This window comes from Arthrobacter sp. SO3 (genome assembly GCF_020532825.1).
In the GTDB taxonomy this organism is placed as follows: Bacteria; Actinomycetota; Actinomycetes; order Actinomycetales; family Micrococcaceae; genus Arthrobacter.
Genome location: NZ_MQTS01000036.1, coordinates 1 through 14,852, shown reverse-complemented (window position 1 = coordinate 14,852; position 14,852 = coordinate 1). Strand labels below are relative to the sequence as shown.

General features: G+C 68.5%; 17 protein-coding genes. 11 read left to right on the top strand and 6 right to left on the bottom strand.

Annotation, left to right across the window (positions count from 1 at the left end):
* Positions 1-29: 29 nt before the first annotated feature.
* Positions 30-281, bottom strand: a complete 252-nt coding sequence (locus BJQ90_RS03990) for a DUF2630 family protein (RefSeq protein ID WP_226759016.1) — start codon at positions 279-281, stop codon at positions 30-32.
* 255 nt (positions 282-536) lie between these two features.
* Between BJQ90_RS03990 and BJQ90_RS03985 the strand changes: the two genes are divergently transcribed.
* The 6 genes from BJQ90_RS03985 to BJQ90_RS03960 all read left to right on the top strand — a co-directional run bounded on the left by BJQ90_RS03985 (position 537) and on the right by BJQ90_RS03960 (position 4,138).
* Positions 537-1,103, top strand: a complete 567-nt coding sequence (locus BJQ90_RS03985; RefSeq protein WP_226759015.1) for a type 1 glutamine amidotransferase domain-containing protein — start codon at positions 537-539, stop codon at positions 1,101-1,103.
* A 248-nt stretch (positions 1,104-1,351) separates the two neighbouring features.
* The gene (locus BJQ90_RS03980; RefSeq protein WP_226759014.1) at positions 1,352-1,777 is read left to right on the top strand and encodes a VOC family protein; all 426 of its coding nucleotides are present in this window, start codon (positions 1,352-1,354) and stop codon (positions 1,775-1,777) included.
* A gap of 64 nt (positions 1,778-1,841) precedes the next feature.
* A complete protein-coding gene (locus BJQ90_RS03975) occupies positions 1,842-2,198 on the top strand; it encodes a cytoplasmic protein (RefSeq protein WP_226759013.1) in 357 nt (118 codons plus the stop codon).
* Positions 2,199-2,324: 126 nt separating this feature from the next.
* Positions 2,325-2,534, top strand: a complete 210-nt coding sequence (locus BJQ90_RS03970) for a hypothetical protein (RefSeq protein ID WP_226759012.1) — start codon at positions 2,325-2,327, stop codon at positions 2,532-2,534.
* A gap of 30 nt (positions 2,535-2,564) precedes the next feature.
* On the top strand, positions 2,565-3,383 hold the full coding sequence (locus BJQ90_RS03965) for an alpha/beta fold hydrolase (protein ID WP_226759011.1): 819 nt from the start codon (positions 2,565-2,567) through the stop codon (positions 3,381-3,383).
* Positions 3,380-4,138 (top strand): esterase/lipase family protein, encoded by a 759-nt coding sequence (locus BJQ90_RS03960; RefSeq protein WP_226759010.1) that lies wholly within the window; start codon positions 3,380-3,382, stop codon positions 4,136-4,138. Before BJQ90_RS03965 ends, BJQ90_RS03960 begins: the two co-directional genes overlap by 4 nt.
* Here BJQ90_RS03960 and BJQ90_RS03955 read toward each other — a convergent pair.
* On the bottom strand, positions 4,135-4,884 hold the full coding sequence (locus tag BJQ90_RS03955; protein WP_226759009.1) for a GAF and ANTAR domain-containing protein: 750 nt from the start codon (positions 4,882-4,884) through the stop codon (positions 4,135-4,137). The two genes, BJQ90_RS03960 and BJQ90_RS03955, sit on opposite strands and share 4 nt — an antisense overlap.
* Positions 4,885-5,117: 233 nt before the next feature.
* On the opposite strand from BJQ90_RS03955, the gene mgtA reads away from it, so the two are divergent.
* The 3 genes from mgtA (at position 5,118) to BJQ90_RS03940 (ending at position 9,714) form a co-directional block, all read left to right on the top strand.
* The gene (gene mgtA, locus BJQ90_RS03950; RefSeq protein ID WP_226759008.1) at positions 5,118-7,850 is read left to right on the top strand and encodes a magnesium-translocating P-type ATPase; all 2,733 of its coding nucleotides are present in this window, start codon (positions 5,118-5,120) and stop codon (positions 7,848-7,850) included.
* Positions 7,851-7,943: 93 nt separating this feature from the next.
* Complete coding sequence (locus BJQ90_RS03945; RefSeq protein WP_226759007.1) at positions 7,944-9,296, top strand: phosphoribosyltransferase family protein; 1,353 nt, start codon at positions 7,944-7,946, stop codon at positions 9,294-9,296.
* Between the two features lie 4 nt (positions 9,297-9,300).
* On the top strand, positions 9,301-9,714 hold the full coding sequence (locus tag BJQ90_RS03940; RefSeq protein WP_226759006.1) for a DUF302 domain-containing protein: 414 nt from the start codon (positions 9,301-9,303) through the stop codon (positions 9,712-9,714).
* 4 nt (positions 9,715-9,718) lie between these two features.
* On the opposite strand, the gene BJQ90_RS03935 is transcribed toward BJQ90_RS03940, so the two are convergent.
* From BJQ90_RS03935 to BJQ90_RS03920, 4 genes are all read right to left on the bottom strand, one after another.
* On the bottom strand, positions 9,719-10,513 hold the full coding sequence (locus BJQ90_RS03935; RefSeq protein WP_226759005.1) for a hypothetical protein: 795 nt from the start codon (positions 10,511-10,513) through the stop codon (positions 9,719-9,721).
* A gap of 90 nt (positions 10,514-10,603) precedes the next feature.
* Positions 10,604-11,314 (bottom strand): SRPBCC family protein, encoded by a 711-nt coding sequence (locus tag BJQ90_RS03930; protein ID WP_226759004.1) that lies wholly within the window; start codon positions 11,312-11,314, stop codon positions 10,604-10,606.
* A gap of 79 nt (positions 11,315-11,393) precedes the next feature.
* Positions 11,394-12,263 carry a hypothetical protein gene (locus BJQ90_RS03925; protein WP_226759003.1) on the bottom strand — a complete coding sequence of 290 codons (870 nt, stop codon included), beginning with the start codon at positions 12,261-12,263 and terminating at the stop codon, positions 11,394-11,396.
* Positions 12,263-12,724 (bottom strand): universal stress protein, encoded by a 462-nt coding sequence (locus tag BJQ90_RS03920; protein WP_226759002.1) that lies wholly within the window; start codon positions 12,722-12,724, stop codon positions 12,263-12,265. The genes BJQ90_RS03925 and BJQ90_RS03920 overlap by 1 nt, the downstream gene beginning before the upstream one ends.
* A 130-nt stretch (positions 12,725-12,854) precedes the next feature.
* Between BJQ90_RS03920 and BJQ90_RS03915 the strand changes: the two genes are divergently transcribed.
* Both BJQ90_RS03915 and BJQ90_RS03910 read left to right on the top strand, forming a co-directional pair.
* Positions 12,855-13,727 (top strand): NAD-dependent epimerase/dehydratase family protein, encoded by an 873-nt coding sequence (locus BJQ90_RS03915; RefSeq protein WP_226759001.1) that lies wholly within the window; start codon positions 12,855-12,857, stop codon positions 13,725-13,727.
* 11 nt (positions 13,728-13,738) lie between these two features.
* Positions 13,739-14,770 (top strand): aldo/keto reductase, encoded by a 1,032-nt coding sequence (locus tag BJQ90_RS03910; protein ID WP_226759000.1) that lies wholly within the window; start codon positions 13,739-13,741, stop codon positions 14,768-14,770.
* The last annotated feature ends 82 nt before the right edge of the window (positions 14,771-14,852 follow it).

The following is a 14,852-nucleotide window of genomic DNA, read 5'->3' as shown; positions in this document are numbered from 1 at the left end:
CGGTTCTTCAGCCGGGCCGCTCCGAGCGGTCAGGACTCGTAATTTTCCACTTGCTTGACCGGGCGGGGCTCCGCCTCATCCGGGTTTTCGCCGTACTGCCTTTTCGCCCGCCGCTGCCGCAGGAGGTCCCAGCACTGGTCCAGATCCTCCTCGATGCGCTTCAGGCGGGCATGCTCCGGACCGTGTTCGTAGTCCGCCGAGGAGGACGGGGCCTTCTCGCGGAGTGCCTGCTCCTCGTCCACCAGCGCTGAGATGCGTTCCAGGATGTGTTGTTCGTCCATCACGGCCTTCTTTCGGGTAGCAGTCCTTCCGCCAGAGTATCGAGGTCGCGGTGCGCTGGCCAGAGGACCGTCAGCCCGCGGAGTCAATGGGTTCAGGCGACGCGCAGTATGCGGCAGCCGGAGCCAGCATAATCAGCTTGCTTATTAGTTTGCTGCTTCCTAAAGTGAATCCTGTAAGGCATCAAACTCCCCGAGCGGAGGATCCCGGCCGGTGCAACGGCTGCGCGGACCTCCCGGGGCACCAGAGGAGGACGCATGTCACAGCACAGCATTGCCGGTAAGAAAGTCGCTTTTCTGCTCACGGACGGCGTGGAGCAGGTGGAGCTGACCAGCCCTTGGAACGCCGTCAAGGAAGCCGGTGGCGAGCCCACGCTGGTGGCGCCCAAGAGCGGGAAGCTGCAGGGCTACGACGGCACCGAAAAGGGACAGCAATTCGACGTCGACCTCACCGCCGCGGAGGCGAACGCTTCCGATTTCCACGCCCTGGTGATCCCGGGCGGCGTCGTCAACGCGGACCATCTGCGCGTCGACAAGGATGCCCAGGCGTTCACCCGCGCCTTCTTCGAGCAGCACAAACCGGTGGCCTCGATCTGCCACGGACCCTGGCTGCTGATCGACGCCGGCGTCATCAATGGCCGCAACGTCACCTCGTATCCCACGCTCCAGACCGACCTGAAGAACGCCGGCGCGAACTGGAGTGACCAGGAAGTCGTGGTCGACCAGGGCCTCGTGACCAGCCGGAACCCGCACGACCTCCCCGCCTTCAACGACAAACTGCTGGAGGAAATCGCAGAAGGCGAGCACGCCGGGCAGACGGCCTGAGCAGCAGAAGCACAGCCCTGAAAGCAAAGCCTTGAAAGGACGGGGACCGGCGGCGCAGGCCGCCGGTCCCCGTCCTCTTATGAACCGGGACGCCAGTGAGTCAGGACGCCCCCGAAGCCGGACGCCCGCTATAGCAGACACCTATCGTGAACGGCTGATTTGGGGCAGGATATGCCCTGTAAAAGTGCGCCGGCCGCGGCCGCAAAACGGCACCCTGGCCGCGCCCCCAGCTGCAAGGAGTCCCGGATATGACCACGCTCAACCCGTACCTGAGTTTCCGCGACAACGCGAAGGAAGCCATGACTTTTTACCAGTCGGTCTTCGGCGGCCAACTGAACATGAGCACCTTCGGCGAATATCAGGCCAGCGACGATCCCGCTGAGCAGGACAAGATCATGCACGCCATGTTGGCCACGGAAAGGGGCATGGTGCTGATGGGCGCCGACACGCCCAACGGGATGGACTACACGCCCGGCACCAGCATTTCCGTGTCCCTCAGCGGCTCCGACGAGAACGAACTGCGCGGCTACTTCGACAAGCTCGCCGACGGCGGAAAAGTCACCGTCCCCATGGAGAAGGCGCCATGGGGAGACATCTTCGGCATGTGCACCGACAAATTCGGGACCGAATGGCTCGTCAACGTCGGCCCCGAACCGGGACAGGCCCAGGCCTGAGTTCCCGCTCCTCCCCGGGCCCGCGCCTCTGGCAGGTGCCGGGGGAGGGGCGTAAGCTCGCGCCATGGGCCAGGATCCGGTGGTGTCGAACCCCGCGTTGTACCGGGTAGTTTTCGAGAATGCGCGCGTGCGGGTGCTCGAATACCGCGACGGTCCGGGCGACAAGACTGTGGAGCATGGCCACCCTGACAGTGTCATGATCACCCTGAGTTCGTTCCGCCGCCGGCTCTCGGGCCACGGGGAGGACGTCGACGTCGAGATTCCCGCCGGGACGGCCCGCTGGCTCGCAGCCCAGGACCATTCCGGCGAGAACATCGGCGACACGGAAACGCACACCATGTTCGTTGAGCTTAAGGAACCCGCGCCCGGCAAGACCGCCTGTGAGGCGGCCAAGGCCCCGCTTGGCCCACAAGGCAGCTAGCTTCCTACCCACTCACGCCGGCCGGCCCGGGTCCGGCCGTATTCCCCTACCCCTTGGCCCCGGCTATTCTAGAGACGGCCGGGGCAGCATTTTCGAGTCCACCTTCCCGGCCCAGAGAGGCGTGCCATGACCGAGAAACTGCACCTCACGCCGGAGGATGAATTCCCCGAGGACCTCAGCAAGGTGGAGGACAAGGACCTGCAGGTCCTCGACAGCCAGGTCCAGCGGCAGCTGGACCACGAATACGTGGCCGACGGCGAACCGAACCCGGAGACCGAGTTCAGGCACTACGACCTTGACGAGGAGTTCAGCGAGCGGGACAAGCGCGATGGCTGACCCGCGGAACTCTGTCAGTATGCTTACTGGATGCTGATCGAGCCCCCCATACGCACGCCCGAACGCTTCGAGATTGAGGCAGCGGGCCATCTTGGCCACGTGTTTGTCTCCAAGAGCCCGGCCGGCCGTGCGCCGGGGCGCACCGCCGTCGTACTGATCCACGGGATCGGCGCCTCGCACCGCTATCTCAGCCGGCTTCACGGGCTGCTGGCCGAATCCGTGGACACCTACTCGATCGACCTGCCCGGCTTTGGCGCCACTCCCCGGCCGGAGAAAACGCTCCCGGTCGCGGACCACGCAGCCTACATCCTTGGCGCCCTCGAACAGCTCGGCGTCCTCGAGTTCGTGCTTGTCGGGCACTCGATGGGGAGCCAGTTCTCGATCGAAGCCGCACGGCAGCAGCCGGGCCGGATTTCCCATCTGGTCCTGATGGGGCCGGTAGTCGACCCGCAGCGCCGCACCGTGGCGCAGCAGGCCACGGCCCTGGGGCGTGACAGCCTGTTCTTCGAAAGCCCGTCCTCGAACGCCTTGGTCTTCACGGACTATCTCCGCTGCGGCTTGCGCTGGTACCTGAAAACCCTGCGCGTGATGATGGACTACCCGACGGAGCAGCGGATCACCGGGGTCATGGCGCCGGTCCTCGTCGTGCGCGGCGCCAACGACCCCGTCGCCTCCGCAGGCTGGTGCCGCCGGTTGACCGCGGGCGCGGCCCGGGGGCAGTTGCTCGAAGTCGAAGGCACCGGACACGTGGTGCAGCACAACCGTTCGGTCGAAGTGGCCGGAGCCATCCTCGACTTTGCCGGGATCCAGCCGGCGGCCAGGGAGACACCACAGGGGCGCCCGGCATGAGCCGGGTCCTGCAGGCCGCCGGCTGGTGGGTCCAGGACTACGTCTATGCCGCGGGCCGCCAGCTGCTCAGCGCCGTCTCCCGGACCAGGCCGGACGATTTCCTCGGCGGGACCGGCCGGCCTGTCGTCGTGATTCCGGGAGTGTACGAGGACTGGCACTTTATGCTCCCGCTGGTCCAGCGGCTCCATGAGGCGGGCCATCCGGTGCATGTGCTGACCCTGCTGCACCGGAACCGGCTCGCGGTGCCCAAAGCCGCGGACCTGATTGCCGGATACATCCGGGACCGTGACCTGACCGACGCGATGATCGTCGCCCACAGCAAAGGCGGACTGATCGGAAAGTTCGTGATGATGCAGCTGGACCCCGAACGCCGGATCGCGGGCATGGTGGCAGTCTGCTCGCCGTTCTCCGGTTCGCGCTACGCCTCGTTCATGCTGCTGCCGAGCCTGCGCGCCTTCTCGCCCCGCAATGCCGTGACGATGCAGCTCTCCCGTGAGGAACGCGTCAACGAGCGCATCACCTCGGTCTACGGTCTCTTCGACCCGCATATCCCCGAGGGCAGCGTGCTGCCGGGCGCCCGCAACATCCAGCTGGACACCGCGGGTCACTTCCGCATCCTGGCCCACGAGGACACAATCCGCACCATCCTGGACGTCACCGCCGGGACGCCGGCCGCCAGCCCTGCCACGCAGCCCGCCGGCACGCCCCCGGCCGGGCCGCCATCCGGCACGCAGCCCGCCGGGCCGGGCGCCTAGCCCTCGAAGTGGGTGCGGGCGGGTCCTTGCCCGAGCGACTCCACGACCCCCGCAGCCACCACATGGAGCTTGATGTTGCGGGCCGCCGACGCCGATTTGAGAAGTTCAAAGGCAGCGGCCTGGCTGCAGCGGTTCTGCGCCATGATGATGCCCACCGCAACGTCGATGCTGGTCCGGGTCTCCAGGGTGGCCTTGAGATTCGCCGCCGTGTCGCTGTAGTGCGCAAAACGCACCGCCAGCCGCAACGCCATGGACGTCTGGCTCACGAAGTCCCGGGCCAGTTCCATCGCCCTGCCGTCAAAACGGCCGGGGCGCCGCGAGTAGAGGTTGAGGGCCGCGCGGGTGTCGCCGTCGAGGAGGAACGGCAGCGCCAGGATGGAGCGCACTCCGTGGCCCCGCACCGTGGCGGCGTACTGGGGCCACCGCCCGCACGCTTCCAGCTCCGGGATGTGGACGGTTTCCTGCTCCCGGGAAGCCGTCACGCACGGTCCGTCACCGAAGGCGTACTGGATCTCGTCCATGGCCTGGGCCGCCGGGCTGCTGCTGGCAACCGTGGCCGCCTTCCGGTGCCGGAAGAGCGTGATCCCGCAGAGGATCCCGTCGCCGGGTTCCGAGAGGCTGCGCGCGGAAACGCGCGCCAGCTCACACAGGAACCCCTCGACATCGGAGCTGGCGAGCACCAGTTCATGCAGGTGCTGGCTGGCTGAAGTTGCGTCTATTGAAGTTGCGGTTAATTCGCGAACCACTGTCTCGTCGTGCCGTTTCACTCAGGTCAAGACGACCCGGACGGGAGGCGCTCCACCTGCGGCGCAGCGGCAGGGAGGACGGCAGACGGCCGGATCGAAAAACAATCCAACGGCTCGCTGCAAAACCGTACCGGGAAATTATATACATCCTGTTTCCCGTGGTTCGACGCCCGTGAAGGATTCAGCTTGTGGACGTACCCTAGGGCATAACTCCACGTTCGAACGGATCCTGCATGCCAGAGCTCGATGTCCAGAGACCACTCGCTCCGCCCTTGATGATCGCCGACGCCGCCCACCGGCCGGTGGAAGAAGTCGCAGCGCAGCTTGGCTCCGGCGTGCAGGGCCTGAGCAGCAGCGAGGCCGCCCGGCGCCTGCTCGAACTGGGACCGAATGCGCTCCGCACCCATCAGGCCAGCGGCTGGGCCGTGCTGGGCCGGCAGCTGCGCAGCCCCATCCTGATCCTGCTGCTCGTCACGGCCGGGCTCTCGCTCTTCCTCGGTGACGCCACAAACTCGATCGTGATCGGCGTGATCCTGCTGGTCAGCGTCGGATTGGGGTTCAGCAATGAATACCGCGCCGAACGCGCCGCCGAGGCGCTGCACTCCCGCGTCACCCACCGCGCCGTCGTGGTCCGCGACGGGACCGCCCAGGAAACCGACGTCACCGCGCTGGTGCCCGGCGACGTCGTGCACCTCGCCATCGGCGCGATCATCCCCGCCGATATGCGGCTGCTGACGGCGAAGGACCTGCTCTGCGACGAAAGCATCCTCACCGGCGAATCGATGCCGGTCAGCAAGGACCCCGCCCCCGTCCCCGGTGCCGCGGCACTGGGTGACCTGACGTCATGCCTGTTCATGGGCACCGTGATCCAGGCCGGCAACTGCACCGGTGTGGTGGTCGCCACCGGCGGGCGGGCCGAATTCGGACGGATCGCCCTCGGCCTCGGCGAACGCCAGCCGCAGACCGAATTCCAGCTGGGCCTCCAACGCTTCTCCTACCTCCTGCTGCAGGTGGCTATCGGCCTCACGTCCCTGATCTTCATCGCCAACCTGGTGCTGCAGCGACCCGTGCTCGAGTCCCTGTTGTTCTCGCTCGCGATCGCCGTCGGGATCACCCCGCAACTGCTGCCCGCCATCGTCAGCACGAGCCTGGCCACCGGCACCCGGCAGCTGGCCAAACGCAAGGTCCTGGTCAAACGGCTGGTCTGCATCGAGGACCTCGGCGACATGGACGTTCTGGTGACCGACAAAACCGGGACGCTGACGGAGGGACGGATCAGCTTCACCGCCGCCCTGCCCGCAGCCCCCGGCATCTCCGCAGGCGAGCTGCTCACGCTGGGGCTGCTGGCCACCGAAGCTGACTATGCGGAATCCAAAGGCTCCCCGGTCGGCCTGAACCCCCTGGACGCCGCGCTGTGGGCCTCCGCCGGAGCCGCAGCCTTCCAGCCCGCCCGCTACGAGCGGCTCGACGTCATCGACTTCGATCATCTGCGCCGCCGGACCAGCGTGCTGGTCAGCGATGCCGGCGCCGCTGCCCGCATTGTCACCAAGGGATCGCCGGAAGACGTCCTGGCGCTCTGCGGGGACACCCCGGCCAGCGTGCAGGCGATGCTGGACGAAGAGTTCGACGCCGGGTCCCGGGTGGTGGCGGTCGCCACCCGCCCGGCCGACGGCCTGACCGCGATCGGACCCCCGGACGAAAAAGACCTGGTCCTCGCCGGCTTCCTGATCTTCCTGGACCGGCCCAAGGCAACCGCCCGCGCCTCCCTGGACCGGCTCGCGGAACTCGGCATCACCGTCAAGATCGCCACCGGGGACAACGCCAAGGTCGCGGAAAAGGTCTGTGACGAGCTCGGGGTCCTCTCCGGCGGCACGCTCACCGGCGCCGAGGTGGAGGTCATGTCCGATCCGGAACTGGCCGCCGCCGCGCGGGAGGCCAGCATCTTCGCCCGGGTCTCGCCCGAACAAAAAGCCCGTATCATCCGGCTGCTGCGGCAAAGCGGAGGGTCCGTCGGCTTCATGGGAGATGGCGTCAACGACGCGCTGGCGCTGCACGCCGCGGACATCGGCATCTCCGTCGACAGCGCCACCGACGTCGCCAAGGACGCCGCCGACGTCGTGCTGCTGGACAAGGACCTGGGTGTCCTGGCCGAAGGCGTCATGGAGGGCCGGCGGATCTTCGCCAACACCATCAAGTACGTTCTGATGGGCACCTCCAGCAACTTCGGCAACATGTTCAGCGCGGCCACGGCCTCCGTCGTGTTGAGCTTCCTGCCGATGTTGCCGGGGCAGATCCTGCTGAACAACCTGCTGTACGACGCCGGTCAGCTCGCCATCCCGGGGGACCGGGTGGACAAGGAACAACTGGTTGCGCCCTCGCACTGGGACATCGGCTTCATCCGCCGCTTTATGTTCCTTTTCGGCCCGATCAGCTCCCTGTTCGATTTCGCCACGTTCGCCTTGATGCTTTTTGTCTTCGATGCTGTCCCCGGCGAATTCCGGGCCGGCTGGTTCATCGAGTCCATCGTCACGCAGACACTCATCATCTTCGTCATCCGGACCCGGCGGGTGCCGTTCTTCCGCAGCCGGCCCTCGGTGGGCCTGGTCGGCGCTTCCCTGGCCGTCGTGGCCCTCGGGGTCTACCTTCCGCTCTCGCCCCTGGCCGGTGTGCTGGGCTTCGATCCGCTCCCCGTCCCGTTCTTCCTGGCCCTGCTCGGAATGGCCGCGGTGTACCTGGTGCTCGTTGAACTCGCCAAACTCTGGTTCTACTCCCGCGCCACGCAGCAGCCTGTCCTGCCCAAGCCTGCGGGGGTCCGGCGCCGCGGCCGGGCCCACCACATCTCGCGCCGGGCCGCGCGGTTCAGCACCGCGACGCCCGGCCACATGCTCCATCACCGGGGGCCCGGCGGGGGCACCGGCCAAACCGGGCATAAAGGCCCTCACCCCCGGCGGGTTCCTGGCAGATAGTGGGAGGGAGCGGCCAACTGGTCAATTTCCCAGCCTGCGGAACGCACGCCTGGATGAGCCCGCGGCCGAGATCCCGACTGGAAAGCCGTACCGATGAGCATTTTCGAAGACAGGGTCGACGCCGGCCGGCAACTGGGGAGGCGGCTCGCGGAACTGCGGGGCCAGGACATCGTCGTTCTGGGTCTGCCCCGCGGCGGCGTCCCGGTCGCCTTCGAAGTCGCCGCGGCCCTCAACGCCCCGCTGGACGTGATCGTGGTTCGGAAACTGGGACTTCCATACCAGCCGGAGCTTGCCATGGGAGCGATTGGTGAGGGCGGTGCCCGGGTGCTGGAAGAGCACGTGCTGGCGCATGCCCGGGTCAGCGACGCGGAGCTGCAGGCCGTCGAAGACCATGAACGCGCCGTGCTGGCGAACCGGGTGGCCCGTTTCCGGAAGGGCCGGACGCGCCAGGATCTCACCGGCCGCATTGCCGTGATCGTCGACGACGGGATCGCCACCGGTTCCACCGCCCGGGTCGCCTGCCGGATCGCCCGGGAGCTCGGAGCCGCGAGGGTCATCCTGGCTGTTCCGGTCGCCCCCGCCGACACCCTCCGGAGCCTGACCGAGCCCGACGAGGTCGTCTGCCTCGCCACACCGCACCAGTTCTCCGCGGTCGGCTACCACTACCGCGATTTCTCACCCACCGAGGACGACGAGGTGGTGCAACTGCTCGACGCGGCGGCCAAGCGGCTGCAGAATTCGGCGCCGGAGTCCCGGAGACCGGCCGCGGCCGGTGTGGAGGACGCCGCCGAGTTCAATGAGGAAGTCGAGATCCCCTCGCGCGGGGTCCGTCTCCAGGGCCAGCTGCACCTGCCGGTCCCGGCCCCGGGCGTGGTGTTGTTCGCGCACGGCAGCGGCAGCAGCCGGCACAGCCCGCGGAACCGGTACGTGGCCGGGGTGCTCCAGCAGGCCGGACTCGGCACCCTGCTGCTGGACCTGCTGACCCCGGCGGAGGAACGAAACCGCGCCAACGTCTTTGACATTGAGCTGCTGGCCCGCAGGCTGTCCGCGGCCACGGACTGGCTCGCCACCCGGCCGGACACGGCCTCCTCCAGGATCGGCTACTTCGGAGCCAGCACGGGCGCCGGGGCCGCGCTCTGGGCCGCCTCCGAACCCACCGCCAGGATCGACGCCGTCGTCTCCCGCGGCGGCCGTCCGGACCTGGCCGGACCCAGGCTGTCCGCCGTCCGGGCCCCCACGCTGCTCATCGTGGGCAGCTACGACCACGAGGTGCTCGAGCTCAACCGGAAGGCGAAAGCCATGATGCGCTGCCCCAACCAGCTGGCCGTGGTCCAGGGCGCCACCCATCTCTTTGAGGAAACCGGTACGCTGGCGGCGGCTGCCATCCTCGCCAGGGACTGGTTCGTCGACTACCTGCTGAAGGCCGAAACCAATCCCCAGGAGTAACTGCATGAGCTACACCTACACCGCCGTCGTCCCGCTGAGCTGGGCGGAGGCCGTCGAAAAGACACGTGCGGCGCTCGCCGCCCAGGGCTTCGGAATACTCTCGGAAATCGATGTGCGTGCCACCTTCGCCGCCAAACTCGGCGAGGACGCCGCGGAAGCGCTGGGGGACTACGTCATCCTCGGGGCCTGCAACCCGATGCTTGCCAGCCGGGCGCTGGCCGCCGAACCGGAAATGGGGGCGCTCCTGCCCTGCAACGTCGTGGTGCGCCGCGGAACCGGGGCCACCGCGACCACCGTCCATGCCATCGACCCGCAAACCATGGTGCAGCTCAGCGGCGCACCCGAGGTCCGCGAGGTCGCTGAGGACGCCGGCACCCGCCTGCGCGCGGCCATGGCCGAACTCGCCGGGGGCGCCTGACCCGTCAGGCCCCGTGCACGTTGTGTTGGGCCCCGGGGTGGGCGCCGGCCCGGTGGCGGTAGGCGTAGACCAGCAGCGCCACACCGGCGAGAACCAGGAACACCGGGACGAAGAACTCACTCGCGGTGAGCAGCGCCGTGGCCTGCAGGGCGAAGATGAGCCCCAGCACGGCCAGGACCGCCGCCGGAATCAGCGGCCACTTCATCCGTGACGGTTCCGCGGCGCCGGGCTGGCCGGCCAGCGCTGCGGGCCGGTCCGGGTAGCTGCCCGGGCCCGGGAGGGGCCCGGAGCCAGGGTGGGAACCGTCGCGGGGGCTGGGTCCGGGGTGGACCGGAACCAGGGACAGTGCCGCGAACGTGGCAGCCAGGCCCAGGAACAGGACGACGGCGACCGGTATTCCGCCCCAGGCCTGCGGGAGGGCCACCACGAGGGCGAGCGTCAGCATCACCCCGCAGGGGATCAGCGCCCACCAGTTGGAGCGTTCGCGCAGATACACCGCGCCGAAGCCTGAGCCCATGAACAGGAAAAAGACCGCACCGCCCCATTCCGCCGCGCCCGGCCAGAGCTGGGTGACCGTCATGACCGCCGCCAGGCCCAGGAAAACCGAGCCGGGGATGGCGGCCCACCAGTTGTCCCGGCTGCGGAGGAACAGGGTCAGGAAAGCGGCCCCGGCCGCCGCGAAAATCAGCGGCCACACGAGGGCCGCGCTGTCGAGGATCCCGAGCAGATCCAGCAGCAGCAGGACCCCGGCCGCCATCAAGGCGATGCCGGCGATGATGCTGGTTCTTGCCGATTTCACAGTTTGCCTCCCGGAAGCCGGCGGACGGCTGCGCACCGCCCCTGAATCTTCAGGCTAGTCCGGCAGTGCCCGCCGGCGTAGGGCACAAGGTCATGGACGCCGCGGGCCGCACTGGTAGCGGCCGCGGCCCTCGGCCAGGGATTTGATGCCCAGCAGCATGCGCCGTTCCATGAGGAACTGCACGGGTTCCAGCACGGGCCGGAGAATCAGCCCTACGGGGAGCGGGGAGTAGTCGTACCGCGTGCGGGTCAGCAGCCGCGTGGTGTGCTCGTCGACGGGCTGCAGCACAAAGGTCCAGCCAAGCTCCAGGCGCGGACTCGCTGCGGCCCCGCGGGAAGGGGTGATCTTCCCGGTCCGCGGATCCATCGTGCCGCCGAGGGCCAGCACCGCTGCGGTCTCCAGGCGCCGGACCGGAATCCCGACGTCGGGGCCCAGCGGGATGACATCGCCGACGCCGAGCTGCTGGTAGTCGGGCAGGATCCGGTCCGCGCTGTGCATGCCGAGGCCCGCGGCGTTCTCCAGCAGGTCATAGCTGTACATGCCGCCGCGCCCGGCACCCAGCTGGAGTAGCCAGGGCCAGATGCCCGCGGCCGGTGAGTTGATGGTGACCGCGCGGGTGCTCTGCATCCGCGGCGTCCGAACGAGTTCGTCGCCGGGCAGCGGGCCGGCGGCTTCCTGGCTGCTGGCACCCCAGTTCAGCAGCCGGGGCCGGACGGCGAGGACGTACCCGGCGGCGGCGGCCGCCGCGGCAAGGGCAGCCAGCGGTCCGCGGAGCCGGGCGGAGCCAGGGGAGCGGCTCATGGGGCGGGCCTCTTACCGGGAGGCCCGGCGTGTTCCACTGTGGGGATCCGCGCCGAAACTTGCAGCTGTGCCATGGCTCCTACCCTTCCGGACCTTGAACAGCGCCGGCGTCCGCGGTGTCCGGCCGGTGGATCCCGCGGCGCTGCGTCCCGACCCCGCTGGAATCGAGCTCAAGTTTCCACAGGTGCAGGCCTCCCAGCACCAGGAAGAGTGCCGACAGCAGCACCGAGGACCACAGGGACAGCGCCGAGACCGGGACGTCGAACAGCGGTTTGAACAGCTCGCCCAGGGCCAGGGAGAAGATCAGGGTGAATCCGAGCAGGTACAGCGCCGGCATAAGAACCAGCCCCGGCCAGCGGCGGCGGAACGTCTCGACGGCCAGGATCAGGAACGCCGGCATGATGAAGCACAGGTCAAGGATGAACACGGAGTAGAGCGAATCGATTTGCTCGCCGGTCCGCATCAGCGGCAGCAGCATGGCAATCCAGAGCGGATAGAAGATGAGGGGCTGCAGGAGCGCGCCCGCGGCCGAGAGCACCCGGATCCCCCGGGGGAGCCGCGCTCGCCGCGGCCCGTCCGCCCGGAGCTCCAGCGCCGTGTAGACCATCCCCCAGAATGACAAGGCAAAGACGGCCAGGTAGAGGAGGTAGAACCCGTTGTAGGTCCGCTCGATGGAGTAGATGCCGTACGCGTAGAACAGGTAGCCCAGGATTCCCAGTGCCGCGATCTGCGCCTTGGCCTGTCCGCGCCGCGCCGCGAACGCCAGAACCGGGAGGGTGATCCCGGCGGCGGCGGACATCAGGTCCTGCGAGACCGCGCCGGGCAGCAGTTCCGCCGCCACAACGCCCCGGTAGATGCCGGGGACCAGCAGCCCGGTCAGCGCGGCCGGGAGGGTCAGCACGCCGGTGAGGATCCAGAGGCCCCGGACCGGCCACCGGCTGCGGCCCATCACTTCTCCTGGTGCTCTCCAGCGTCCTCGCCGACCACCAGCACCGGGCAGTGGGCATGGGCCGCGCAGGCGCCGCTGACCGATCCCATGACCTGCGCGAGGAAGCCGCCGCGGCCGCGCCTGCCGACCACCAGGAGCTGGGCGTTCCGGCTCTCCTCCACGAGGACCTTCGCCGGGGGCCCGAACTTAACGGCCCGGGTCAGGCCCTCCGGGACGTCGGTGCCGAAGGCACGTTCCAGGGACTCCCCGACCAGGCGCTTGGCCGTCTCTTCCAGCTGGGTGGTGGTGGGGGAGCGCTCTTCGGGCAGGTGGGAGGCCAGGAAGAGATCCGAGGTGCCCAGGCAGGTGACCACCTCCAGCGGCGCCCCGAGGCTTCTGGCCATCCGCCCGGCGAGCCGCAGCGCCGTCGTCGAGAAATCCGAACCGTCCACGCCCACGACTATCCGCTGATCAGCGTTCATGGCCCCCAGCCTGCCCGGTGCGCCTGGCATTGCCTAGGGCCGAAAGTCACGCGGGGACCGCCCCCCGGGGGTGTGCAACGTCCCCGGCCCCCTCTAGGGTGGAACAAACCCCACGAGCCGAGGAGTGCAAATGAGAGTTGCTGTAACTGGAGGAAGCGGGAAGCTGGGCCGGAGCGTTGTCCGGCGGCTGGGCGAGGACGGGCACGAGGTCACCAATCTGGACCGCACGGGAACGCGCGGACACGGTTACACCGAGGTGGACCTGCGCAACTACGGCCAGGTGGTGGACGTGCTCCTGGGCCTTGAGGACCGGCACGACGGGTTCGACGCGGTGGTGCACCTGGCGGCGATCCCGGCCCCCGGCCACGCCCCGGACGCCGCGACCTTCGAGAACAACATGCAGGCCACGTACAACGTGTTCCAGGCGGCCCGCCGGGCCGGGATCAAGAGGATTGTCTACGCGTCCAGCGAGACGGTGCTCGGCCTGCCGTTCGACGTCGACCCTCCCTACATCCCGGTCGACGAGGAATACCCGGCCCGGCCGGAGAGCACCTACTCCCTGGTGAAGCACCTTGAGGAGCAGATGGCGGTCCAGCTCACCCGCTGGGATCCGGAGCTGAGCATTACGGCCCTGCGCTTCTCCAACGTGATGGACCCGGAGGACTACGAGGAGTTTCCCGGCTTCGACGCCGACGCGATGCTGCGCAAATGGAACCTCTGGGGCTACATCGACGGCCGGGACGGGGCGCAGGCGGTGGCCCGTGCCCTCGAACACGGCGCCCCGGGGTTCGAGGCGTTCATCATCGCCAACGCCGACACCGTGATGAGCCGCAGCAGCGCCAGCCTCGCCGCGGAGGTCTTCCCGAACGTGGCTGTGGCCAAGGAGCTCGGAGAGCACGAAACCCTGCTCTCGATCGACAAGGCCAAGCGCCTGCTCGGCTACGCGCCCGAGCACACCTGGCGGAACTACCACCCGCTGCGCACCACGCCCACCGAAGACTGAAGGGGAGTCCCGTGAAATACCGCACGCTTGGCACCAGCGGCGCCGTCGTCTCCAACTACGCTCTGGGCACCATGACCTTCGGCGCAGAAGCCACCGAAGAACAGTCGCACGCGATCCTGGACGGCTACCTCGCGGCGGGCGGCAACTTCATCGACACCGCCGACGTCTACAGCTCCGGGGTCTCGGAGGAGATCATCGGGCGCTGGCTCGCCGGGCGCCCGGAGGCCCGGGACCGCGTGGTGCTCGCCACCAAGGGCCGCTTCCCGATGGGGAAGGCCCCGAACGACGTCGGCACCTCCCGCCGGCACCTGAACCGGGCGCTGGATGACTCGCTGCGCCGGCTCGGTGTGGAGCAGATCGACCTGTACCAGCTGCACGCCTGGGACCCCATCACGCCCCTGGAGGAATCGCTGCGGTTCCTGCAGGACGCCGTCTGCAGCGGGAAGATCGCCTATTACGGCTTCTCGAACTTCCTCGGCTGGCAGCTGACGAAGGCCGTCCACGTGGCCCGGTCCCACGGCTGGAACGGACCCGTGACCTTGCAGCCGCAATACAGCCTGCTGGTCCGCGAGATCGAGTCCGAGATTGTCCCGGCCTCGCTCGACGCCGGAATCGGGCTGCTGCCCTGGTCGCCGCTGGGCGGAGGCTGGCTCTCCGGAAAGTACAAGCGGGACCAGCCGCCGGCAGGCGCCACCCGGCTGGGTGAAAACCCGGAGCGCGGCATGGAAGCATGGAAGGCCAGGAACGCGGACCCGCGGACCTGGGAGATCGTGGACGCTGTGCACGACATCGCCGGACGGCACGAGGCAAGTGCCGCACAGGTGGCCCTGGCGTGGCTGGCGGAACAGCCCGCCGTGACCTCGGTGATCCTGGGCGTGCGCAGCACGAAACAGCTCGCCGACAATCTCGCGGCCGCGGACCTCCGCCTGACCGAGGGGGAACTGCTGCGGCTGAGTGAGGTGAGCCGGCCGCGCGTCGGGGTCTATCCCTACGGGCCGATGGCCCAGGAACAGCGGAGCCGGAAGATCACCGGCGGCCGCTAACACTCCAACAACAACACAGCAACGCGGGGTCACATCGCGCCTATCCGGGCACCCCGGATGGGCGCGATGTGACCCCGCGTTG